Annotated in this window: 26 protein-coding genes; 7 read left to right on the top strand and 19 right to left on the bottom strand. The window is 40.5% G+C overall.

Translation table 11 applies throughout. The annotated features are described in order from the left end of the window. Positions 1–267 precede the first annotated feature (267 nt). The 6 genes from dat to JOC34_RS15070 all read right to left on the bottom strand — a co-directional run bounded on the left by dat (position 268) and on the right by JOC34_RS15070 (position 6,918). On the bottom strand, positions 268–1,116 hold the full coding sequence (dat, locus tag JOC34_RS15095; protein ID WP_205137598.1) for a D-amino-acid transaminase: 849 nt from the start codon (positions 1,114–1,116) through the stop codon (positions 268–270). After that, positions 1,097–2,119 carry a pyridoxal-phosphate dependent enzyme gene (locus JOC34_RS15090; protein ID WP_205137597.1) on the bottom strand — a complete coding sequence of 341 codons (1,023 nt, stop codon included), beginning with the start codon at positions 2,117–2,119 and terminating at the stop codon, positions 1,097–1,099. Before JOC34_RS15090 ends, dat begins: the two co-directional genes overlap by 20 nt. A 17-nt stretch (positions 2,120–2,136) precedes the next feature. After that, the gene (locus JOC34_RS15085; RefSeq protein ID WP_205137596.1) at positions 2,137–3,336 is read right to left on the bottom strand and encodes a M20 metallopeptidase family protein; all 1,200 of its coding nucleotides are present in this window, start codon (positions 3,334–3,336) and stop codon (positions 2,137–2,139) included. An 82-nt stretch (positions 3,337–3,418) separates the two neighbouring features. After that, positions 3,419–4,849 carry an NAD-dependent succinate-semialdehyde dehydrogenase gene (locus tag JOC34_RS15080; protein WP_205137595.1) on the bottom strand — a complete coding sequence of 477 codons (1,431 nt, stop codon included), beginning with the start codon at positions 4,847–4,849 and terminating at the stop codon, positions 3,419–3,421. 22 nt (positions 4,850–4,871) lie between these two features. After that, positions 4,872–6,230 carry a 4-aminobutyrate--2-oxoglutarate transaminase gene (gabT, locus tag JOC34_RS15075; protein ID WP_205137594.1) on the bottom strand — a complete coding sequence of 453 codons (1,359 nt, stop codon included), beginning with the start codon at positions 6,228–6,230 and terminating at the stop codon, positions 4,872–4,874. Positions 6,231–6,264: 34 nt separating this feature from the next. Next, positions 6,265–6,918 carry a GntR family transcriptional regulator gene (locus tag JOC34_RS15070; protein WP_205137593.1) on the bottom strand — a complete coding sequence of 218 codons (654 nt, stop codon included), beginning with the start codon at positions 6,916–6,918 and terminating at the stop codon, positions 6,265–6,267. A 200-nt stretch (positions 6,919–7,118) separates the two neighbouring features. Between JOC34_RS15070 and JOC34_RS15065 the strand changes: the two genes are divergently transcribed. Then, positions 7,119–8,093: a 2-hydroxyacid dehydrogenase gene (locus JOC34_RS15065; RefSeq protein WP_205137592.1), complete on the top strand. Its 975-nt coding sequence runs from the start codon at positions 7,119–7,121 to the stop codon at positions 8,091–8,093. Between the two features lie 63 nt (positions 8,094–8,156). On the opposite strand, the gene JOC34_RS15060 is transcribed toward JOC34_RS15065, so the two are convergent. From JOC34_RS15060 to JOC34_RS15045, 4 genes are all read right to left on the bottom strand, one after another. After that, a complete protein-coding gene (locus JOC34_RS15060) occupies positions 8,157–9,350 on the bottom strand; it encodes a M24 family metallopeptidase (RefSeq protein ID WP_205137653.1) in 1,194 nt (397 codons plus the stop codon). Between the two features lie 393 nt (positions 9,351–9,743). Then, on the bottom strand, positions 9,744–10,466 hold the full coding sequence (locus JOC34_RS15055) for an ATP-binding cassette domain-containing protein (RefSeq protein ID WP_205137591.1): 723 nt from the start codon (positions 10,464–10,466) through the stop codon (positions 9,744–9,746). Next, the gene (locus JOC34_RS15050; RefSeq protein ID WP_205137590.1) at positions 10,463–11,125 is read right to left on the bottom strand and encodes an amino acid ABC transporter permease; all 663 of its coding nucleotides are present in this window, start codon (positions 11,123–11,125) and stop codon (positions 10,463–10,465) included. Before JOC34_RS15050 ends, JOC34_RS15055 begins: the two co-directional genes overlap by 4 nt. Before the next feature lie 140 nt (positions 11,126–11,265). Beyond that, positions 11,266–12,045: a transporter substrate-binding domain-containing protein gene (locus tag JOC34_RS15045; protein WP_338062685.1), complete on the bottom strand. Its 780-nt coding sequence runs from the start codon at positions 12,043–12,045 to the stop codon at positions 11,266–11,268. A 337-nt stretch (positions 12,046–12,382) separates the two neighbouring features. Here JOC34_RS15045 and JOC34_RS15040 point away from each other — a divergent pair, with 337 nt between their 5' ends. After that, positions 12,383–13,366: an NAD(P)/FAD-dependent oxidoreductase gene (locus JOC34_RS15040; RefSeq protein WP_205137588.1), complete on the top strand. Its 984-nt coding sequence runs from the start codon at positions 12,383–12,385 to the stop codon at positions 13,364–13,366. An 821-nt stretch (positions 13,367–14,187) separates the two neighbouring features. Here the strand turns inward: JOC34_RS15040 and JOC34_RS15035 are convergent. Together JOC34_RS15035 and JOC34_RS15030 are read right to left on the bottom strand one after the other, a co-directional pair. After that, on the bottom strand, positions 14,188–14,544 hold the full coding sequence (locus JOC34_RS15035; protein ID WP_205137587.1) for a HesB/IscA family protein: 357 nt from the start codon (positions 14,542–14,544) through the stop codon (positions 14,188–14,190). A gap of 155 nt (positions 14,545–14,699) precedes the next feature. Then, positions 14,700–15,029, bottom strand: coding sequence for a YuzD family protein (locus JOC34_RS15030; protein ID WP_205137586.1), 330 nt, complete (start codon positions 15,027–15,029; stop codon positions 14,700–14,702). A gap of 152 nt (positions 15,030–15,181) precedes the next feature. On the opposite strand from JOC34_RS15030, the gene JOC34_RS15025 reads away from it, so the two are divergent. Continuing rightward, a complete protein-coding gene (locus JOC34_RS15025; RefSeq protein ID WP_205137585.1) occupies positions 15,182–15,406 on the top strand; it encodes a NifU family protein in 225 nt (74 codons plus the stop codon). A gap of 70 nt (positions 15,407–15,476) precedes the next feature. Here the strand turns inward: JOC34_RS15025 and JOC34_RS15020 are convergent, their stop codons facing one another. Both JOC34_RS15020 and JOC34_RS15015 read right to left on the bottom strand, forming a co-directional pair. After that, positions 15,477–16,439, bottom strand: coding sequence for a 2-hydroxyacid dehydrogenase (locus JOC34_RS15020; RefSeq protein WP_205137584.1), 963 nt, complete (start codon positions 16,437–16,439; stop codon positions 15,477–15,479). 23 nt (positions 16,440–16,462) lie between these two features. Beyond that, the gene (locus tag JOC34_RS15015) at positions 16,463–17,437 is read right to left on the bottom strand and encodes a protein kinase family protein (protein ID WP_205137583.1); all 975 of its coding nucleotides are present in this window, start codon (positions 17,435–17,437) and stop codon (positions 16,463–16,465) included. 92 nt (positions 17,438–17,529) lie between these two features. Here JOC34_RS15015 and JOC34_RS15010 point away from each other — a divergent pair, with 92 nt between their 5' ends. Continuing rightward, entirely contained in the window at positions 17,530–18,042 is a 513-nt protein-coding gene (locus JOC34_RS15010; protein WP_205137582.1) for a phosphatidylglycerophosphatase A family protein, read from the top strand. A 32-nt stretch (positions 18,043–18,074) separates the two neighbouring features. Here JOC34_RS15010 and JOC34_RS15005 read toward each other — a convergent pair whose 3' ends face one another. Together JOC34_RS15005 and JOC34_RS15000 are read right to left on the bottom strand one after the other, a co-directional pair. Then, the gene (locus tag JOC34_RS15005; RefSeq protein ID WP_205137581.1) at positions 18,075–18,845 is read right to left on the bottom strand and encodes a TIGR01457 family HAD-type hydrolase; all 771 of its coding nucleotides are present in this window, start codon (positions 18,843–18,845) and stop codon (positions 18,075–18,077) included. 47 nt (positions 18,846–18,892) lie between these two features. Beyond that, positions 18,893–19,339, bottom strand: a complete 447-nt coding sequence (locus JOC34_RS15000) for a DUF86 domain-containing protein (protein ID WP_205137580.1) — start codon at positions 19,337–19,339, stop codon at positions 18,893–18,895. Positions 19,340–19,467: 128 nt separating this feature from the next. On the opposite strand from JOC34_RS15000, the gene JOC34_RS14995 reads away from it, so the two are divergent. Beyond that, complete coding sequence (locus JOC34_RS14995) at positions 19,468–19,737, top strand: hypothetical protein (protein WP_205137579.1); 270 nt, start codon at positions 19,468–19,470, stop codon at positions 19,735–19,737. An 8-nt stretch (positions 19,738–19,745) separates the two neighbouring features. On the opposite strand, the gene JOC34_RS14990 is transcribed toward JOC34_RS14995, so the two are convergent. Beyond that, entirely contained in the window at positions 19,746–20,027 is a 282-nt protein-coding gene (locus JOC34_RS14990; RefSeq protein ID WP_205137578.1) for a YutD family protein, read from the bottom strand. Positions 20,028–20,164: 137 nt separating this feature from the next. On the opposite strand from JOC34_RS14990, the gene JOC34_RS14985 reads away from it, so the two are divergent. Both JOC34_RS14985 and JOC34_RS14980 read left to right on the top strand, forming a co-directional pair. Next, complete coding sequence (locus JOC34_RS14985; RefSeq protein ID WP_205137577.1) at positions 20,165–20,716, top strand: YhcN/YlaJ family sporulation lipoprotein; 552 nt, start codon at positions 20,165–20,167, stop codon at positions 20,714–20,716. A 75-nt stretch (positions 20,717–20,791) separates the two neighbouring features. Next, positions 20,792–21,730, top strand: coding sequence for a M23 family metallopeptidase (locus JOC34_RS14980; protein WP_338062687.1), 939 nt, complete (start codon positions 20,792–20,794; stop codon positions 21,728–21,730). 50 nt (positions 21,731–21,780) lie between these two features. On the opposite strand, the gene JOC34_RS14975 is transcribed toward JOC34_RS14980, so the two are convergent. Next, complete coding sequence (locus JOC34_RS14975) at positions 21,781–21,888, bottom strand: methionine/alanine import family NSS transporter small subunit (RefSeq protein ID WP_205137576.1); 108 nt, start codon at positions 21,886–21,888, stop codon at positions 21,781–21,783. Between the two features lies 1 nt (position 21,889). Continuing rightward, the gene (locus JOC34_RS14970; protein WP_205137575.1) at positions 21,890–23,422 is read right to left on the bottom strand and encodes a sodium-dependent transporter; all 1,533 of its coding nucleotides are present in this window, start codon (positions 23,420–23,422) and stop codon (positions 21,890–21,892) included. Positions 23,423–23,611 lie beyond the last annotated feature (189 nt).

Here is a 23,611-nt window from a genome sequence, read left to right as displayed (position 1 = left end):
AGGCGGCGACTCCAGCGGGAAAAGCATGAGCCTTGAGACCCCGCAGTGCGGTTGATGAAGGCCGACTAAAATCGTCCTTTGCGGACAACGTCGGCATACCCCTTGCCGGGGCAAGGAGGCTCAAGCCATGCCCGCGGAAAGCGTCCGCCTGCAGTAGAAATCAACGGTTTTAGCACACTTCCAAATAGTTCAGACTTACACACACAGATTTTAAGTGATGAAATTGACTCAAAAATTTGCATTAGAAAAAACTTCTTATATGCTGTACTAGCTTTTTTCTAATTCACGAATAGCCGAACGGAATGATTGTATAATTTTCCTTGTAATTTTCCCTGGTGATTCTTGCCCGATTGACTGATTGTCGATCTTCAGAATCGGTATAATATCTGATTTAGTCGCTGTCACAAATACTTCATCTGCTTGTAACAACGTCTTCACCGTAAATGCTTCTTCATGCACTTGAATACCTAACGATTCACACAACTGAATTACTTTTCTTCTTGTAATTCCGTTTAGAATATAGTTATTAGCAGGGTGAGTAAATAGTTCTCCCTCCTTTACGATAAATACATTGGATGCACTCGCCTCTGTTACAGTGTCTCCGCGATGCAAAATAGCTTCGATTGCGTTATTTTCAACCGCTTTTTGCTTTGCTAATGTATTCGGGAGCAGATTCAACGTTTTAATATCACAACGCAACCAGCGAATATCTTCTACTAATACAGCTGTCGCCCCTGCATCCTCCGTTGCACTCATCCGTTCTTCAGCCCTTGTATATGCTATTGTTACCGGTGTAATGCTATTCCCTGGGAAATAATGTTCCCTGGACGACACACCTCGTGAGACTTGCATATAAATAATCCCCTCGTCAAGCTCATTCGTTTTCACCAGTTGAACTAAATTACGCCGCAATTGTTCCATTGTGTATGGCAGGGATAACTGAATTTCCTTGGCACTTCGTTGCAAACGTTCCATGTGTTCGTCAAGCAAAAATGGTTTTCCACCGTATACCCCGATCACTTCATAGATACCATCACCAAATTGATATGCTCGATCCTCTATATCAACAATGTTTTCCCGTTCCATTATTTGGTCATTAAATATCATTTTTGTCATACTTTGACCTCCCATCCTTATCTGCCTCGGCTAATTTGAATAACACAGACGGATCTACACTACAACCACTAATAATAATCACAACATGTGAACCCACTGAAACTTTCTGATTTAAAAGAGCACCTATTCCCGATGCTGCTGCCCCTTCTATTATCATGCGGTGTTTGTTCAGCATAAACAGCATCCCTTGTGCAATTTCCTGCTCATTTAACAAAACAATTTCATTAACATAACGTTGTATCATGTCAAAGGTGTACCGATTATGCAAACCAATTCCGCCCAACAGACTGTCTGCTAGTGTATCCTGTTCCTTCACAGTAACAGGTCCACCCTGCTTAATACTTTCATACATCGCTGCCCCTTGTGGCGTTGATACACCAATAAGCTTAAGGTTTGGATCTGCCGACTTTAAAGCAATCCCGAGTCCTGAATGCAACCCACCACCAGATAAACCACCAATTACGGTATCTGTTTCAGGTAAATCTTCCATTAATTCCAGACCGATAGTGCCCTGGCCAGCGATAACATCTGGATCGTCAAATGGATGAATGACAGTGAGCCCCTGTTCTTCTTCCAGTTCATAGCAACGCTTTTCAGCATCGTCCTGGGAGATGCCGCTGATTTCGAGTGAAACACCCGTACGCTTAAGCGCCTCCACCTTTGCTTTAGGAACACGTTCGGAAATACAAATAACAGCTTTTAATTTAAGTTGATTAGCCAAATAAGCGACACTCATACCAAAATTCCCCGTAGAAAAAGTGGTGACACCAAGCCTCCTCTCCTCTGCTGTTAAACTTAGCATTTTATTTGCTGCTCCCCTCAGCTTAAAGGAATCAGTTATATGAAGATTCTCCAGTTTCAGGTGAACAGCTGTATGTGCTATTTTTGATAGAGCCCTTGAATAAATTAAAGGTGTTTTCGATACAAATGAGGCGATCCGCTTCCGGGCCGCATATATATCACATAGAACTATCGGTTCTTTGATATTATCCTCAACAACCATACAAGCTCACTCCCTTGCTATCCCATCAAAAAACGTCTAGCGGTTTCCGCCAAGATGGATGTTCCAACCGGAAGCACCCGTTCATCGATATCAAAATAGGCTGAATGCAGATTTCTATCCTTTTCGTCTACCAATCCACAACCAAGGAAAAACATCGCACCAGGAACCGCTTCGGTCATATGCGCAAAATCCTCTCCCCCCATACCAAATGGCGTTTCTACTATCTGATACGCTGGATAAAGGTCTTGAAATACATGACGAATAAATTGATTGATTGCCGGGTCATTATTTAACGCAGGGTCTTCCGCTCTGATTGTTAGCTGATAATCTCCACCCAACGATTTCGTCATTGCAAAAGCCTGCTCCAGTTCGTTGTGGATTACCTCCCTTACCTTCGGATGATAACTGCGAATCGTCCCTTGAATATTCACTTCAGAGGGGATAACGTTACTAGCAAGGCCACTGTTTATCTTTCCAATACTTACAACCCCCGGTTCCAGCGGCGATATCCTCCTTGCTGTTATTGCATATAAGGCTTGCAGCACTGGTCCGAGCATCCATATTGGATCTGTTCCCAGATGTGGATAAGCACCATGCCCGCCACTGCCAAAGATTTCAGCTGAAAAGACATCCACATTTGCCATACTATATCCATCATGAATTTTCACTTCTCCCAAGCTGTTTTCCGGGCTCATATGCAGCGCAATAACAGTATCTACTTCATTTAATACCCCTGCATCAACCAAATAAGGCGCACCTGTCGATCCATGTTCATCTGCCCGTTCTTCAGCAGGTTGAAAAATAAACTTCACCGTCCCCTGCAGTTCCCCTATTCGAAATGCATCTCCTAATAAGACTGCTGCACCTAATGCAATCGCTGTGTGTGCATCGTGACCGCAAGCATGCATCACACCTGTTTTTTGTGATCGATAGGTTACATCATTTTTTTCCTGAATTGGTAAGGCATCCATATCTGCACGAATTGCCATTATAGGACCAACCCCATTGGTGAGCGTTCCGATGACGGCTGTTGGGTATCCGATGCCTTGTTGTACACGCATTCCAGGAATATCCTCCAAGGTTTCCGCGACGAAGCACGACGTTTCCTTCTCTTCAAAGCTTAATTCAGGGTGCATATGCAGCTTTCTGCGCCACTTGATCAATTGCGAAGCTAGTTTTTCCGCCTGAACAACCATCTCATTTTGAGATGTAACCATATCGACCACTTCCTTTTTATTGTAAGGCTGGATATGCACTCAAAATCGTGCAGTAATCTACGAAAGTGTGTAACAATATCTGCTATTTCATACCGATCGAAACATATTGTGATTCCAGGAATTCCTCAATGCCTTCTCGGCCTCCTTCTCGACCAATCCCGCTCTCTTTCATACCACCAAATGGGACTTGTGCAGCTGATGGTGCGCCATCATTCCAGCCAACGATACCGTAATCCAGTTGCTCAATCACTTGCATACCTCTTGCAACACTTTCCGTAAAAACATAAGCAGCTAAACCATAGGGAGTATCATTCGCGAATGCAATTGCTTCTGCTTCCGTTTCTACTTTTTGTACCGGTGCTACTGGGCCAAATGTTTCTTCCTGCATGATCACCATAGATGGATCGACATCACCGATCACTGTCGGACTATAAAATACACCACCTTGATCTGTAATCGACTTCCCACCTGTCACTACTGAAGCCCCTTTAGCGACAGCTTCATCCACATGACGTGTTACCTTTTCTAAACCAGCTTGATTAATTAATGGACCAATATCAACCGATTCATCCAGCCCATTACCGACAGTTAATTTTTCAACTTTCTTTGAGAATTTCTCTAAAAACTCCTCGTAAACACCTGACTGAACATAAACGCGGTTAGCACAAATACAGGTCTGGCCAGCATTTCTAAATTTAGAAGCTATCGCCCCCGCCACGGCAGTATCAATATCAGCATCATCTAATACGATCAACGGTGCGTGCCCCCCCAATTCTAAAGATAATCGTTTTACCTGGTCTGCACTTTGTCTGATCAATATTTTCCCAACTTCAGTGGATCCGGTAAATGTAATCTTGCGTACCCGATTATCTTCCATTAACGCCTTGGCGATTTTAGAGGAGGATCCCGTCACAAGGTTCACGACGCCTTTAGGAAATCCTGCCTCTTCACAAAGCTCCATCAATTTGACTGCTGTGATTGGACTTTCACTGGAAGGCTTCATAATTACGGTGCATCCAGCGGCAAGCGCGGGCCCCATTTTCCTTGTTAGCATAGCGGCAGGAAAATTCCACGGCGTTATTGCTGCGACAACACCAACTGGTTTTCTCCAGACCTGCAACCGCTTACCTTTTACGTGTGCTGGAATCGTTTCACCATATATGCGCTTACCTTCCTCTGCAAACCATTTAATAAAAGAAGCTGCATAGTTCACTTCTCCCCTTGATTCATGGATGGGCTTACCCATTTCCAATGTCATGATTTGTGCTAATTCCTCCTGGTTTTCCAGCATCAGATCATGGAGTCGTTCTAAATAAGCAGATCGTTCATATGCAGTGAGCTTAGACCATGCACCAAATGCATGATGCGCTGCTTCAATCGCCTTATTTGCTTCAGCTTCTCCACCGATAGGAACTGTACCAACTGTTTCGTTATTTGCCGGGTTTATGACCGACAATGTATCTAGTTCCTCTCCAACCCAGTTACCGTTAATATGCATCGCATAATTTTCCATTTGCGTCCCCCTCCTCAAACCTTTATTTTACTGCTTCAGCCTTGGCAACAACCGCCGCAATCGATTCATCAAGAATATCCAACCCCTCATCCAGCTGTTCATCGGTAATCACAAGTGGCATCAACAGCCGAATCACATTGTCATAAACCCCTGCATTTAATGCAATGACACCACGCTTTTGCGCTTCTTTTAATATTTGACCTGTCAATTGCTTTGCCGGTGTTTTACTTTCCTTATCCGTAACGAATTCCATTGCGCACATCGCTCCAAGCCCCCGAATATCACCAACGACCTCATAGCGATCATACATTTCCCGGAATTTCCCCATTACCTTATCACCAATAACTGCTGCTCGTTTGTTAATTTGCTCTTCCTCCATCACTTTCAGGACCGCAAGGCCTGCGCTACACCCCAATGGACTACCACAATACGTTCCACCGAGTTCTCCTGAGTTCGCATCATCCATGAGCTCTTTTCTGCCGATTACACCGCTTATCGGTACACCAGCAGCCATCGATTTTGAAATTGTTATCAAATCTGGTTCAACGTCGAAATGCTCCATAGCAAAATATTTACCTGTACGACCGAAACCCGTTTGTATTTCATCGGCTATAAGTAATATGCCATGTTTTTTACAAAGATCATACACGCCCTGGACAAAAGCTTTGTCTGGAATAATAAAACCGCTCTCACCTTGTACCGGCTCCATAACAACCGCTGCAACATTTTCAGGTGCAACCTCAGTAATAAAAAATCTTTCCAGTTCATCCAATAAAAATTGACTGTATGCCGCATCACTCATAGATGCTGGGCGACGATAACTGTAAGGATATGCAGCATGATAAACTTCCGGTGCAAATGGACCATATTCATATTTATATGGTCTCACTTTTCCTGTTAAAGACATGGTCATCAATGTGCGACCATGAAACCCACCTGAAAAGGAGACAACTGCTTGCCTATTCGTATATTTACGGGCGATTTTCACTGCATTCTCTACAGCCTCAGCTCCACTGTTCAAGAACATTACTTTTTTGTCAAATGACCCTGGTGCGAGTGCCGCTATCTTCTCCGCGAGTTCAATATATGGGTCATACATCATCACATTAAAGCCGGTATGGATATAACGATCGATCTGGTCATGTAGTGCTCTTACAACAGTAGGATGACGGTGGCCGACGTTGATTGTTCCAATCGCACCGGCAAAATCGATAAACCGGTTACCATCTATATCTTCCAGTATTGCTCCTTCAGCCTTTTCGATAAAAGTCGGAATGCCATAACTAACCCCATCAGGAACAATATCATGTCTTCGATCAAGCCACTGCTTTGCCTTTGGTCCCGGTAACGCTGTTTGCACATTAGCATATGATCTAGTCATTTTATAAAACCTCCCAAGCTTCTAAACTATTTTTTTATAATTGATGAACCCCAAGTAAATTCTCCTCCACATACGTAATATGGTTTTTGACTTTCTCTTTCACTATTTCGCTATCTTTCGTTAATAGCGCTGCAAGTAAGTCAACATGTTCTTTATGAAAGGATTGAAAGCTGGAGTAATACTGATCGAGATGTACGAGATAAGTTCTGATTTGTATCTGAAGCGAATTATATATTTTAATGATTCTTGAATTGCTACATAGATGCACAATATAGCCATGAAACTGCATATCTAAGTCAAACAGATCATTCCAATTTTCCTCATCAGTTTTTACTTTCATTTGTTCTGTCATCTGATTTAGTGTTTTAAAGTGCTGTTCCTCCAGATGAGGTAATGCTTGCATAAAGGCTTCTGTTTCCAGCAATGTGCGTAATTCAATAATTTCTTCTACATCATGTTTGGAAAATGTTGCTACATATGTCCCCTTTCGTGCCTTATTCATAACCAGTTCTTCATGCTCCAATATTCTCAATGCTTCCCGAATTGTACTCCGACTAACATCAAATTCTTCCGCTAAATCGCTTTCAACTAAACGATCACCAAAATGAATATCTTTACTCCATATTCGTTGTCGGAGATGTTCTGCAATGATGTGACTTAACGGTTCCTGCAAAACGGTGTCATTCATAACTGTATGCGTCACCCCTTTCAAAAATTTCTATTGTTATTGTCGATTGTCGACAACCTCTTAACTTTATGTTAAATCACGTGTTTTCGAATGTCAATCATTTAAATATAATATTTGAAATAATGAAGTATTAATATTGACATCTCCTCCCATTACCTATATTTTTAGGGTAGAATGGCTGGTAAATGGGAGGGGATTATTTGAAGAAAAAGGTCATCGCCTACAACCGTGTTGAAAAACCGGTATTGGAGGACTTACAACAAAAATATGATGTTCATTATTTCAAAAATATTGATACAAAAAGAGATCCTGAGTTCTTAAAACAGCTGCAGACTGCAGAGGGCATTATTGGCTTGGATCTAACAGTCGACGAAGAGCTGTTAAACCATGCACCACAACTTAAAATTGTAAGTAATAATTCTGTCGGATACAATAACTTGGATATCGAACAATTAAACAGGCGAAGTATTATGGCAACGAACACACCAGGAATTCTTACCGATACGGTAGCTGATACGATATTTGGTCTTTTAATTGCTACTGCCAGACGTATTCCTGAACTGGATGCTTATGTAAAAAGCGGAAATTGGACAGAGTCATTAGGATCCGACTATTTTGGTTCAGATGTACACCATAAGACACTTGGAATTATTGGTCTCGGGAGGATCGGCGATGCAATAGCCAAGCGGGCACATTTTGGTTTTGACATGGATATTTTATATCATACGCGCTCCAAAAAGCCGCACGCGGAAGAAACATACGGTGCAAAATACCGTTCTATGGATCAGTTGTTAATGGAATCTGATTTTGTTTGTCTGATGACACCCTTGACACCGGAAACGGAACGTCACATTGGCAAACGGGAATTCCAGTTAATGAAAGCATCGGCTATTTTCATTAATGGATCGCGTGGAAAAACGATCGTGGAGCAGGATCTAATTGCGGCCCTTCAGAACGGTGAAATTGCAGCTGCAGGTCTTGATGTATTTGAACAAGAACCTACGGATCCGGATAACCCGCTACTAAAGATGAAAAATGTTGTCACATTGCCACATATTGGATCATCTACGAATGAAACGGAATTAAAGATGTCTAGGCACGCAGCTGATAATCTCGAAGCAGGCTTAAATGGAAATAAACCACCAAGTTTGATTAACCCAGAAGTTTGGAAATAATAATCATACCAAAATGAGACTGTCTTACATTTGTTCAACTACTGTAAGGCAGTCTTATTTTCCTTAAGCTAAACGAATATTGGGTTTAACGTATAATTCTCTCGGAAAATCGGCAAGTACTTCGCAGCCGGTTTCTGTTACGCGAAATGATTCACTAATTTCCATTCCAGCGTGACCAAGCTCAATTGTTGGAATCATATGAAATGTCATATTTGGCTCAAGTACGGTGTGATCTCCCTGACGTAGACTAACCGTATGTTCTCCCCAATCAGGAGGGTAGTTGAGCCCCATGGCGTACCCAATGCGAGACTCTTTTTTAATACCATTTTTCTCAATCGACTGACGCCAGGCCGTTTCCACCTCTGTAGCTGTAACACCCGGCTTGACGACATCTAAAGCTGCATTTAGACCTTCTACAACCACTTCTCCAAGCTTTTTCATTTCTTCAGTTGGCACGCCTGGAACCACAGTACGTGCTAATGGTGAATGATATCGCCTGTAGCAACCAGCCAATTCAATGATGACAGGTTCACCGTGTTTAAACGTTTCTTCTGTCCAGGTTAAATGACAGGCAGATGTTTTTTCACCGGTTGGAAGCAGCGGAACAATGGACGGATAATCCCCACCAAACTCCTCCGTACCGCTTATTTGTGCCTGTGATATTGCAGCAGCAACATCACATTCTCTGACCCCTTCGTTAATCATATCGAACGCTACTTGCATCGCTTTTTCCGATATTTTTGCGGCTTTTTTAATATATTCAATTTCCTGATCCGATTTAACGATGCGGATCCAATTGATTAAATTTGTACCATCTATAAAAGTAGCATTGGGCAACCCTTGTGTTAGTTGAAGATAGTTTTTTGCCGTAAAATAATATGCATCCATCTCCAAAGCAATGACATGTTTATCGCGATTTTTATTTCTTAATAGATCACAAATGAAATCCATTGGGTGCCTAATAGATGACTGGACATAATGATCTGCATATGGATAAATATGCGCCTCATCTAACCAGGTCGTATGTCTGGCAGCACTGGCATCCATGCTTCGACCAATCCAGTATGGCTGATCTTCATCAAGGAATACCACCAGCGCTTGGTGAACATAAAATGACCAGGCATTGTACCCGCTTAAGTAGTTCATGTTTGCTGGGTCTGTTACTAGCAGAACATCAATACCCGCATCCGCCATCCGCTCTCTTGTTTTTGACAACCTTTGTTCAAACTCCACGATAGAAAATGCTATCACATCCATCCCTTCCCTTCGTACATAAATGATGCATTCATCTAAAATTTTCAAACATCAGTAACTCCTGTGGCATGCGTTCTGCGGCGATTACTACTTTAAGCTATTCCAGGCTCCAACCCGGTCTATCCTCACCCACCTCATTATATTGTAAGCACTTACATAAAGATGTGTGCATATAGTACTTATCGTACTATGAGCAATGTCGATTGTCGACACTATCTTCACTTTCACCATAGTTTATTTCTTTTAAATTGTCAATCAAATAATTTCAACTGTAACTATTTTTTTCATTAGAAAAATTGGCGTATGCCTTAGCACTTATGCAGTAAGAAAGTAGTTATACTTTTTAACTGCCAAAAAAATCTGCATCAAACGGATGCAGACTAGATGGCTTAACTTTTATAAAATTTTGTTCAAAAATGCTTTTGTGCGTTCTGATTTTGGAGCTTTGAATATTTGTTCGGGATCACCTTCTTCTTCAATGATGCCCCCATCCATAAACAAGACGCGATCCCCTACTTCGCGAGCAAATCCCATTTCATGGGTAACAACAACCATGGTCATTCCTTCATGTGCAAGTTGTTTCATCACTTCAAGTACTTCGCCGACCAACTCCGGATCAAGGGCAGAGGTTGGTTCATCAAACAACATCATTTTCGGCTCCATAGCAAGTGAACGAGCAATCGCGACACGTTGCTGCTGCCCACCCGATAATTGTTCCGGATAACTGTCAGCCTTTTCAGAAATACCGACCTTTTCCAGTAAGGCCAATGCCCGTTTTCTCGCTTCTCCCTTATCGAGTTTTCTAACCAATTTTGGTGCAAGCATTACATTTTCTACCACAGATTTATGCGGAAACAGATTAAACTGTTGAAACACCATGCCAACCTCTGTACGGACGGCATTGATATCTGTCTTTGGATCACTTAAATGGTCCCCATCGATAACAATTTCCCCACTGGTCATCGTCTCCAGCATATTTAAGCAACGGAGAAACGTACTTTTACCAGAACCACTCGGACCAATGACGCAAACCACTTCCTGTGGATGAATGTGACAGTTAATCCCTTTCAATACTTCTAGATCACCAAATTTTTTACATAAGTTTTCCACATGTATCACTGGACATTCAACCTCCTTTCAACGAAACGTAAGATGAGAGATAATGTCAGTGTAATAGCAAGATAAAAGATAGCAACCGTTGTATATATTTCCACAGCATTAAAGTGGTTTGCGGCAATTAGTCGACCTTGAAAAATTAATTCCGGTACAAGAATTACAGATAATAGAGATGTATCTTTAATGCTAATGATAAACTGATTACCTAGTGGAGGAATCATCCGCTTAAGTGCTTGCGGCCAAATAATATGCTGCATCGTCTGCCGTTGATTCAGTCCAAGTGAACGTCCGGCCTCCATCTGTCCTTTCGCGATGGAATCAACTGCTCCACGCACGATTTCCGCAATATATGCGCCTGAATTCACAGCAATAACAATGATACCCGCTACAACTGAATCCAACGTGTAATGGATAATCAGTGGTAGTGCATAGAATATCCATATGGCCTGTACTAAAACCGGCGTTCCACGGATAATCTCAATATAAACCGTTGATATGGCATATGCGAACTTATTCTTCGAAACCCTCCCTAAGCCAAATACCGCACCGAGTGCAAACCCGATAACAAGCCCGACAATCGAGATCAATAGTGTATAATATAAACCTTTAAGTATTTCTGGTAAAAATTCAATAACACCTGTCCAATCAAATCTTCCAATCATCCTGTCACCTCTTAGCTAGTAGAATATGCTTATTACCTTGTCTCCTGGTAAATAGCATCTATTTCTAGTTGTATTCATTAAGATAAAGAGGGCGTAACCATAAGAAGTGTTACACCCTCTTTTATAGCATGTAGACTTTATTACTCTGGTTTTTCACCAAACCACTTTTCGTAAATTTCATCATACTTTCCATTATCTTTCAATGTTGCTAAAGCTTCATTAACAGCCTCAACCAAATCATCCTGATCTTTTGCAAAAGCGATTCCGTAATCTTCAGCTTCATAAAGATCACCGACCATTTTCATGCTGTCCTCCCCTTTAGTTTGAATATAATAGGCTACGTTTGGTGCGTCATACAGGATCGCATCGGCACTGCCATTTTCGACGGCTAAGTAAGCTTGATCCAGTTGTTCATATTCATTCGGCTCGGCACCATCGATATTGTCTTTAATATAAGCTGAACTGGTTGAACCAAGTCGTGTTGCAACCGTCTTGTCTTCCAAATCCTCCATACCATCGATATCCTCATTATCTATCGATACCCCTATACGTAGGCCGGATTCATAGTACGGATCACTATAATCAATGCTTTTCTTCCGTTCTTCCGTAATACCAATCCCTGCAAGTGCAATATCAAATGAGCCCGTTTGTAACCCTGGAATAATTCCATCAAAATTTGTCGTTTCCAGATCAATTTTAAAACCGACTTCATCCGCAAGCGCATTGATTAGATCAATATCAAATCCAACATAATCACCATCTTCTTTAAACTCAAATGGTACGAACGATGTATCTGTAGCTACTGTATAAGTATCTTTTAATTCTCCATCTGCACTACTGTCTCCACACGCAGCTAAACCTACTAGAACGGTAACCATGAGCAGTACAGTGCTTAATCTTTTCCAGTTTTTCTTTTTCACTACATTTCCCCCTCGTCTGTGCATTCCAATGTTTTCTAAAACGTATTCCTTAACTCTATCAAATATCGTAATTTTATAAAAATAGAATTTTCGGGCATTTAAACGGTTGTATCAACGTTAAAAGTCCTGAGTGCTATTTTAAATCAATAATCCATATGATTATAAAGATTTGCTCCTATATGCTGATAATCCTGATAGAAAAAGTTTTATGTTAAGAAAAATAAAAATAATGTAACAGACTTTATAATTTATAAGCGCATTAATACACAGCCGATTAACGTTATGATATTATGAGATTGGTGTAAAATTTAATATAGAGAAGATGGGGGTAATTTCCATGTCGGAAGAGGTCTATGATATAACAATAATTGGAGCCGGCCCTACTGGTTTGTTCACCGCCTTTTATGGTGGCATGCGACAAGCGAGTGTTAAAATAATTGAAAGTTTACCACATACTGGCGGGCAACTCACTGCCCTATATCCAGAAAAATATATATATGATGTAGCAGGCTTTCCAAAGATACGCGCACAGGAATTAGTTGACAACTTAGAGGAACAGGCTAATATGTTCGATCCAACCATTGTACTTGACCAGGCAATTGAAAAGGTGGAACGGCTGGAGGATAATACTTTCAAATTAACTTCCAATAAGGAAGTTCACTATACGAAAACGATCATTATAACGGCAGGTAATGGCGCATTTCAACCACGTCGTTTAAATATTGGAACGTGTGATGATTTTGAAGGAATCAACCTACATTACCATGTGAAAGACATGAGTCATTATAAAGATAAGAACGTGGTCCTGCTTGGTGGCGGGGACTCCGCTGTGGACTGGGCACTCATGCTCGAGCCAATTGCGAAACAAGTAACACTTGTACATCGACGCGACAATTTCAGAGCACACGAACATAGTGTAGAACGCTTGATGGCTTCCAACGTATCCGTGTTAACACCTTACGTTCCAGCCGATATTGTTACATCCGATAAAATAGACAAAGTGATACTGGATCAGGTAAAAGGTGATCATCAAGTAGAACTTGAGGTAGATGCAGTGCTTTGTAATTACGGATTTATCTCTACATTAGGACCGATTAAAGATTGGGGTCTGGAAATCGAAAAGAACAGCATCGTAGTGAATACAAAAATGGAAACCAATATACCAGGCATTTATGCGGCGGGTGATATTTGTACTTTTGACGGTAAGATAAAATTAATTGCAACTGGGTTTGGTGAAGGTCCAACAGCTATTAATAATGCGAAACAATACATCGATCCAAACGTTCGCTTACAGCCAAAACATTCAACAGCGATGTTTTAACACACATAAAAGAAACTGACCGGCATGCGTCATACCGATCAGTTTCTTTTGTTTTCCATCCTGTAATATTTACAAAAGTAATAACTCAACTTTCGCAGAGTAAAATTGATAAATAAGCCTTGATAGAATTAGGCAAGATCGTGATACACTGCTCAACCTGACTTTTGATAGAGCCTTTTCGTTAATTTTGTCGCCTTTTATTATCGCATTTATATAAACTGCGACATAAGAGCATGTTGATTTCCCAAGAGATGTGCTATTCCACCGTCCGGGATCGATCCGGGCGGATGCTTTCCGCGGGCACGGCCTCAGCCACCTCGAGAAAACCACTCTCGGGGTCTTCGGACACGTGCTTTTCCCGCTGGAGTCACCGCCCTTCTCTCACCCGGACTGGTTAATGCTATTTACAGGAATGCACTTTTTCATTTCATCCAGCTAAAGCACGCTTTTATTGGCAAACGCTATACTTAGCAGCCCGTATACACGAAGACTCCTGCGGGAGAAAAGGCATCGGTGAGACCCCGCAGTGCGTTAGCGCAAGGAGGCTCAACAGCCGCCCGCGGAAAGCGAAGTGTATACGGGCTGCGGTCGCCTAAGTAACCTGTTTCCATTATCAGGTGCTACAGATCTAACATAGATAGAATTTATGTCGCAACTTCTCTCTTTTGTGTAAAAAACAACCCTTATTTTACAATGTTGCCAAGGGAATTATTGAAAACATTCTAGGTTTAACTCGTCTAACGCTTTGAACGTATTTTATTGGTGCGAAAGTTGAGTAATAAAAAAAGGCCAAGACAATGTGTAGTCTCGGCCAGCAAAAATTAACAGTCGCCTGGTGTTCCCTCTCGATCCTTCGCTCTGAATGAAGAACCACAGCCACACGAAACGATTGCGTTCGGATTATCAATGGAAAACCCGCCGCCCATCATATTTTGTTTGAAATCAATTTTTGTTCCTTCTATGATTGGAATATCCTGATTAAATAAAACAACCGGGATATCATTTATTTCGTCTAATGTGTCCAATTCCTGATTAATATCATATTCAAAACCTAAAGAATAAGACAAACCACTGCATCCTCCACCTTTAATTCCAAATCGGAAACGGACACCTTCAGATTCATCCTTCATCATTTCTTTGATTTGATTACTTGCATCATCTGTAATTGTAATAACCAATGCATGGACCTCCTTTTTTTTACAATTTAATACTATCCTTAGCTATTAGTATACAAACTGGTTCGCCATTATTCAAATAATTAAATCCTTGTAAGCGAAAAATTGGACAGAAATCAGCTGCCATTTTTCCAGTTAATCCATATTAGCTTGATTCATTACGCCAATAACTCCAGTCCATGTTCATCTAAAGCCTGATACACTGTCTTTAACCGTGGGATACCCTCGGCAACCATATCATCATTGACAAATACAATAGGATAAAATAAATCCTCTGCAAATATGCGCTCCACAAACTTCTGTTGCTTTTCTATCTTTTGCGGTTGATCAATATCAACATATTCGTAAGCGATTGGTTCATCATTATATTTCCTGCCAATTGCTGCCTGTAACCATTCGTAGGTGTCCTTTGATCCTGGTGCACCGACACAGCTTGCACAAATTTGTTCTGCCCCATACACAGTGATCGTCACTTTTTTAATTCCCATTTGCAATCCCCCCATTCCCAGTTACTTTTATTTTACAAAACCTTTGCTGAAAGGTACAATAAAAGAAGTTAATCTGCTTAAAATCAAATTTTCAGATAGATTTTTTATCGTCAATCCTTTATAATAACAATATGGAAAGGAGTAGATGGATTATGCAAGAGCAAGTACAAGAAGTGTTAAGTAAGCTTCGTCCATTTTTACTACGAGATGGTGGAGACGTGGAATTAGTCGATGTGGATGAAGATGGCATCGTTCTGCTTCGCCTGATGGGTGCATGTGGAAACTGTCCAAGTTCAACCATTACTTTAAAAGCTGGAATCGAACGCGCACTAATGGCTGAAGTGCCTGGTGTAACAGAAATTGAACAAGTATTTTAAAGAGAAATCCATAAAGAAAAGGCAGACACCTATTGTCTGCCTTTTTATTTACCTTTTTGAACACATATTTTTATACTTGGGTTTTTGGTTGTTTTCCATCCATTACTGCCGAGATATTTTCTAAGCATAGTTTAATCATGATTGTACGTGTTTCCTCACTGGATGAACCGATATGCGGTAAACAGATTACATTGTCCAATTTCATTAATGGGTGATCATTACGAATAGGCTCTTTCTCAAATACATCTAAACCTGCTGCTTTGATTTGCTTTGTCTGCAGCGCTTCAAATAATGCTGATTCATCTACTGTTGCACCCCTGGAAATATTAATGAAGATAGCAGTTGATTTCATCTTTTGAAAAGCACCTACATCAAACATTTTATTGGTTTCACTCGTTAGTGGAACAACAGAAATAACAAAATCTGCTTCCTTCAACAAGTGATCCATTGTCACATAAGTTGCTTGTAATTCATCTTCCGCTTCATATTTACGTGAACGGTTGTGATAAAGGACAGACATGCCAAATCCCTTCGCCCGTCTCGCAATTGCTTCACCAATTCTTCCCATTCCTACAATACCAATTGTTTTATGGTGAATATCTGAGCCGGCTAATAAATAAGGTGCCCAGTTTTCCCATTGATCTGCTTGAACATAATTACTTGCTTCTACAATTCTTCTCGCCGTTGCCATAAGTAATGCAAATCCCAAATCCGCTGTTGTTTCTGTTAATACATCAGGTGTATTTGTAACAATAATGTCACGCGATTTTGCCGCGTCCAGATCAATATTATCATAGCCTACAGCCAAATTCGCTATAATTTTCAGGCGAGGAGCTTCTGTTAGAAGTGCCTCATCAATTTGATCACTCAGCATGCAAAGCAAACCATCAGCTTGAGCGATTTCTTTTAATAACACGTCATGCGGAACTGGTTCTGTTTCCTTTTCCCACATGTGAAATTCAAATGTATCCTTGTATGGTTCCAATAATTCCCCTGGTATTTTTCTTGTAATATAAATGCATGGTTTTGACAATTTAGTACCTCTTTTCTATGATGTTATAACCATTTTATCACAGGGATATTCAGCTTTTCATGCTTGACGCCTCCCATTTGAAAAAAGTCAGCCAGTTTTCTTTCATAATCAGCTTGTTTGTCCAAAAGGTCCGTCATTTGTGTATATAAGCTTGCAAAGTCATCGGTTAAGAATCCACTTTGCATGATATCAAAAAAATGAATTGGAAAAATCAAACGCGCATATAATAAACGCCAGCTGAAAACAGATAGTGGTCGGATACTATTATAATCCTTTAGAAATTCAACCAATTCATCCTCGCCACCATCTTTCAACAATGTCATCCGGATATATTCGGCGAGATCTCTTGCTGGATGGTCATACACAAACTCATCCACCCAAAGGATTGGTTTTTCTAATTGGTTTGTATACCTGCGAAATGAGATAGTACCCTGATCCGCCTCATGGAAACGATTGTCCTGTTCACTCTCCTGCAAATATTGAATCGCATTTTCGCTGATACCAATCACATATGGTAATATATCCATGATTAACTGATAATAATGGGTCGGATGTTTTTTTGCTTCCTGTTCCAAATTTGTTTCGAATACGGTTAACTTTTCTATCCATAGGGCTTTCCATTGCCCATAACTGGAAATGGCTTTTGGTTCATAATCATAGTTGGCTCCCACTAGATGGAAGGATGCAAGTGACTCACCAGGTGATAACCGTTGATCCTGTAACGGTTGCTGGACCTGTAGTACCATATGGTTTTTCCCCTGATCGGTTGTAAACCATTCCCCATATCTGTTTTGAATTGGGAATGCGGTATGATTAAAGTGATTTTCTAATAAATAATAAGCTAAAGCAGCTTGTTCCATATGAATAACTTCCTTGTTGTTCACGTTAATGATAAAATAGAAATATTCATCATGTTTGTAACCTTCTTTACCGTCCAGTACTATCTTTTCTTCAACTGGAAGTTCATAGTAGGTATGTAACAATTCACGAAAAGGCAAATTAATCTCCCCTTTATTAGCTATTCATACTATTGTATGTATCAAAAAGGAAAATCTTAACTACAAATACAGATTAGAAAAGGTGATTGTGAATGGATAAAAATACAAATCAAAGTGTATTAGAAGTTAAAGCACGACAATTGTTAACGGAACGCGGGGTGGACTTGGAGGATATCGCTGAACTGGTCTATTATTTGCAAGCAAAATACCATGATGATCTACAAATGGAAGACTGCCGCTATAATGTGGACCGAGTATTAACAAAAAGAGAAGTTCAGAATGCCATCCTAACAGGTATCCAACTTGATGTCTTGGCGGAGAAGAAAATGCTCGAGCAACCACTGCAAACAACGATTGAAACCGATGAAAGTCTGTATGGACTGGACGAAATCATTGCACTATCGATTGTAAATGTATACGGTTCGATTGGCTTTACAAACTATGGTTACATTGACAAACAAAAGCCTGGTATTTTAGAAAGATTAAATGATAAATCCACTGGCGAGGTGCATACATTCTTAGATGATATTGTTGGGGCGATTGCCGCAGCTGCTTCCAGCAGACTTGCACATGCTTCTGCAGATGATAAACTATTGGACGATTAAAAACAGGAAGCGCATAGGGCGCTTCCTGTTTTCTATAGATTGGTGATCCATTCTTGTAATTGTTGTATATGATATGTAGGTGGGCTTTCCAACTGTGACAGTGCCGCCAATGGGGTTACCCCTGTAAAGACCAGCAATGTATCCATTCCCGCATTCATACCTGCGCAAATATCTGTATCATAATTATCACCCACCATGATTGTTTCTTCTTTTGTCAGACCTAGCACGGCTAACGCTTCATCCATAATAATTGATTCCGGTTTACCGATAAAAGTTGGCTCTCGACCAGTGCTAACCGTTAAAACAGATGTAAGCGCCCCATTTCCTGGTTCAAGCCCCCGTTCCGTTGGTAGCGCAACGTCGCTGTTCGTAGAAATAAAATAGGCACCACGACGTATCTCTAAACAAGCCGCTGACAACTTTTCATAACTGATAGCGCGATCGATTCCAGCCACAACAAAATCACATGCATCCGTTGCAATGATTAAATCCTTCTGCTCTAGCGCATGCTGTAATCCAGCTTCACCAATCACATAACAGCGTGCATGCTCCTGTCTTGCTTGAATGTAATTCGCGGTTGCCATACTAGAGGTAAAAACGTGATCCGGTGTAGAGAGAATTCCCATCTTATTCAACTTATCGGAAACTGCAGTCTGGGTCATTGACGAATTGTTCGTTACAAACAAATAGGGAATCTGCTTATGATCCAAAGCCGCAACGAATTCCGCTGCCCCCTCGATCAATTCATTTCCGCGATACATCGTCCCATCCAAATCAATTAAATATCCTTTATATTGCTTCAAAAAAGCCCCTCCTGCCAATCAACAAGCTTCGTTCCCATTCTTCATAATCACGCTTGCGATTCATTTGAAAATGCATTCGCAACTCCCAGTTCATTGTCTAAATATTGTCGAATATGATAACTGAATTGCTTAAGTACAGCTATATTACCTATAAATTGTTTATTCAATTGATCATGATCAACTGTTATATAATCGGTGACAAGCGTTTTCCGCAAGCGTATGACAGCCTTATAATCTGTTTCATCAGCCTGTGGTAAAACCTTTTCATCAATTAGAATATCAATAATATCATTATAACTTCCCGGGTCACGCATGATAAATCCATCAATCATCATATTCCCTACATCAAATAGGGATTCGATAAACACATGAACCATTCGCTCCAGCGCCAATTTTTCTACAAATGATGTGAAATCATGACGCCCGATCTCCTCAAGTATTTCTTCCATATATAAAAGTGTTTGCTCAATTTTACTTCGATCGACAAAATACATATGTATGATCCCTCCATTATCCTCTTCATTATCTATTATACCATATTATACCTCTGCCAAATAGCCGATATTTACCATCATATAACAGCCTTTTTAGTGGAAACTATGGATAAAGGAGTGGTTTGCAAATGGAGAAAAAAGATGGAAAAGTGTATCGAAACTTTTCAAATGTAGAAAACGAAGCGGATTTAATTCCTGAAGAATTTCCTGAGGGTGCCTTTGGTGCTACCCAAGCCGAGGAAACGGTATCTGGTAAATCGACACCATGGAAAGAAGGACAGCGCCGGCAAAGTGCCTTTATTTATTCCGATAAAGAAATACATGATGACCTGCCGCGAAAAACGCCTGGTTCCCATCCACTACATGATGAGCCCGGAGATCCGACAGATAAAGAGTAGCTTGACCGCTACTCCTTCGTTTTCACTTTTTTTAAAACAAAATAGGCACAACCAAAATTACAGTATTCGTACAAATAATCATCCAAAGTACTTATTTTCGAATCAATCGCAGCTTTTTTATGATGATCATGATAAAAACCCTTCAAGCGCAACTGTTCATGACCCCAGTCCCCTACAATGTAATCATACTTGGATAATATATCGGAAAAACGTTCTTTCAATACTTCCTCTTGAAAGCCTTCTTTTATATCTTCCATAATTTCGTAATTTTTTCCATTTAACTCAAACAATCATACTCACCCCTCTTAAGCTGACTATAGTTTAACACAAGATTCCCTATGTAAACCAGAAATAATGATATGCATGAATTCCGCTATCCTATAACAAACTATAAATGAAATGCTACAAAATACAAAGGAGGGACAGCATGACAATCAAAAATTTATTACCACTTACTTTATCTGCACTTTTTATTGTCAGTGCTTGTAGTGATTATACCAATGATGCTACTGATAAAGATAGTGCACTAGACCCTGTCAAGAATCAGCAGGCGCCACCAGTGGACGATGATTTGAATGATAAGCTCGGCTATGTTCATTATACAAGATCAGAGCTTGATACTGATAACACACCACGAAGCCCTATACTCACCCTAGATCGTAATGCTGTGGCTAATATGATTACGAAAACAATCATGCAAAATGATGGATTTGAAGAAGTTGCCACACTTGTAACCGATCAGGAAGTATTGATTGCCTATCAGAAAACAGACGAGATGGATCAAAACCGGGCAGCTGATATCGCTAAATCATCCGCTAAATCCGTCACACCTAGGTATTTCGATATTTATGTATCCGATAATGACCTGTTAATTAAAGATATACACAGCTTGCACAGAGCGTCCACTAAAAACAAAAAATACGATAATACCATTGATCAGATTATTAACGAAATGAAAAAAGCGCCACAGGGGGATTAACGAAATGAACAATCCCCTTAACGAAACCATGAAGGGACCGGGGTGATTGTTTTGTATAAGAAAATAGCCTGCGCTGTGATCAGTAGTTTTCTATTACTCGCATTTACTGTCAATCAGACGCAAGCAACGAACGACATTTACAAAGAACGAATGGCTTTATTTAAAAAAACAGAAGCTTTAACTCAAATTCCCTGGTATTATTTTGCTGCGATGGACAATTATGAGCGAAACACAAAGGAAGAGACGGATACTGAACCGGTTATTTCCATTTCCATTCCAACCGAAATATGGTTCGGAATCGGCAACAGTTCCATGATCAAAGATAAAACTGCGATTGAATTTTTCCATGGTAAGGGAAAAGATGGAGATGGGGATGGTAAGGCAGATCCAGACAACCCAGAAGATGTTCTATATACAATCGGGACTATCATTTCTTCATATGGACAAACAGAAGATGATATAAAAATTGCTTTATGGAACCATTACCAACGAGACTTAACTGTCCAAACCATTATGAATACTGCTAAAGTATTTCAAACCTTTAATGATATTCATTTGACGGATCGGAGCTTTCCTGTATCGACTCAATATAATTACAGCTATCAGAATACATGGGGAGATAGCCGTGGATTCGGCGGCTTGCGCATCCACGAAGGGACAGACATTTTTGCCGGATATGGAACACCAGTTAAATCTACCACCTATGGCGTGGTTGAGATGATGGGCTGGAATTTATATGGCGGATGGCGCATCGGGATAAGAGATATTTACAATATTTATCATTATTACGCCCATATGAGCGGCTATGAGGACGATATAAACGTTGGTCAGGTTGTTAAGCCCGGAGATGTGATTGGCAGTGTAGGATCGACTGGGTATGGCCCTCCAGGTACCTCTGGTAAATTTCCGCCACACCTACACTATGGTATGTATAAGGATAATGGATATAGCGAATGGTCATTTGATCCTTATCCATATCTAAAGAAATGGGAAAGAATGGAGAAGGATAAATAAGTAAGCGCCTCTACCGGCAAGGTAAAGGCGCTCGTTTTATATAGGTTGTTTTATTTTGCTTCTTTGCCCTTTTTTACCGCATGCATGATACTCGCTACCAATCCGCCCCATATAATCACAATTCCAACGATCATCATAGAAATTGCTCCACCACTCATTCTATTCTTCCTCCTTTGGCTCAACATCTTCCTCTTCATCGGTTGTTCTCCACTTACTGAATGACATCAAAACACCAATCAGCAATGCAGCTGCTGCTACAGCCCAACCACCAAACGTAATAAATGTATCTGAGTAGTTTTCATAGTTACCAGTATCTGTTGGAAACTTCCTTAGCAAGTTTTCACTAAACAAACCAATCATCATATACCCCATCACAATTGGTGTGATGATACTTAAGCTGATCGTCCACCATGAACCTAACCGGATGTCTGATATGCCATTGGCATGCGATTTGAAGTCCCCTAGTTTACGTAAGAACCAGGCAATTAATACCACTTCAACCAAGCCCAACATAGCTACCCCGAACTGATTAATGAAATAATCTACTGTGTCCAGGAAGTACATACCACCCTGTGTCGCATAAAGGAAGGAAATAAGCGCTGCTAGACCACCACCATAAAACACTGCTTTACCCCTGGAAATTTTAAATTTATCGACCAGCCCCGCGACATAGGTTTCAGTAATAGACATAAGCGACGTTAAACCTGCTAATACCAGTGATAAGAAGAATAAAAATCCAAACAGCCCATTCAATGCTGGAAATTCATTAATGATGGCTGGAAAGACCACAAATGCCAATCCCACCCCACCAGCGACCACTTCATCCACACTTACTCCAGACTGTACAGACATAAATCCAAGAACAGCAAACACCCCAATACCTGCGAGTAGTTCGAAGCCTGAATTACCGAACCCAACAATAAAAGCATTGTTTGTAATATCAGATTTTTTCGGCAAATAGCTGGAATAGGTAATCATGATTGCAAAGGCAATTGACAAACTGAAGAAGATTTGTCCGTATGCCGCAATCCAAACACCTGGTTTCAGTATTGCTTCCATATCAGGCGCAAAGAATGCGTCTAGTCCTACAAATGCTCCAGGTAAGGTTACTGCTCGAATAACAATAATAATAAAGATAATAACCAAGGCCGGAATAAAAATTCTGTTGGCCATTTCGATACCTTTCTTTACACCTTTAAATAAAATACCTAGCACAATAATCCAAACAATGATCAAAGGAATAAGTACACCCGGGACAAGACTGCCGACATGACCAGGTACGTCAACCAATTTCAAATAATCGTTAAATAGAAATCCCTCAGTATCCGAACCCCAGCTTAACTTTAATGAAAAGACTGAATAAGATATGGACCAGGCGATAATGACCGAATAATAGGTCGAGATAATAAAGGCAACTGCAACGCCCCACCAGCCTATCCATTCCGTTTTCTTACTGATTCTCTTAAATGTTAATGGTGCTGAACCACGATACTTTTGACCCATCGTAAATTCCATAATTAATATTGGAATCCCTGCGGTTAACAGTGCAAATAAATAGGGTATGAAAAATGCGCCACCACCGTTTTCATACGCCACAGCCGGGAATCGCCATATATTCCCTAACCCAATTGCTGAACCGACTGCAGCAAAAATAAAACCTGCTCTTGTCCCCCATTGAGAACGTTTTTCCATTGGTAAACCTCCCCTTTTTTCCTTATTACTATCTAGTCTATGTGCCTAGGTAACAAGGAATGTTTACAATGTTTACTTTTTTCAGTTATTTGTAATTATATTATACCCTTGCTTGTTTATCATGTCAAAATGGTACTTGGAATATTCTATTACCTTAGCCAAATAAAAATTCCTTCACAGTACATGCTG

This window comes from Virgibacillus halotolerans (assembly GCF_016908515.1).
Classification (GTDB): domain Bacteria; phylum Bacillota; class Bacilli; order Bacillales; family Amphibacillaceae; genus Virgibacillus_M; species Virgibacillus_M halotolerans.
Note: the sequence above shows the minus strand (reverse complement) of the source record. Positions and strands in the feature narration are given on the sequence as shown.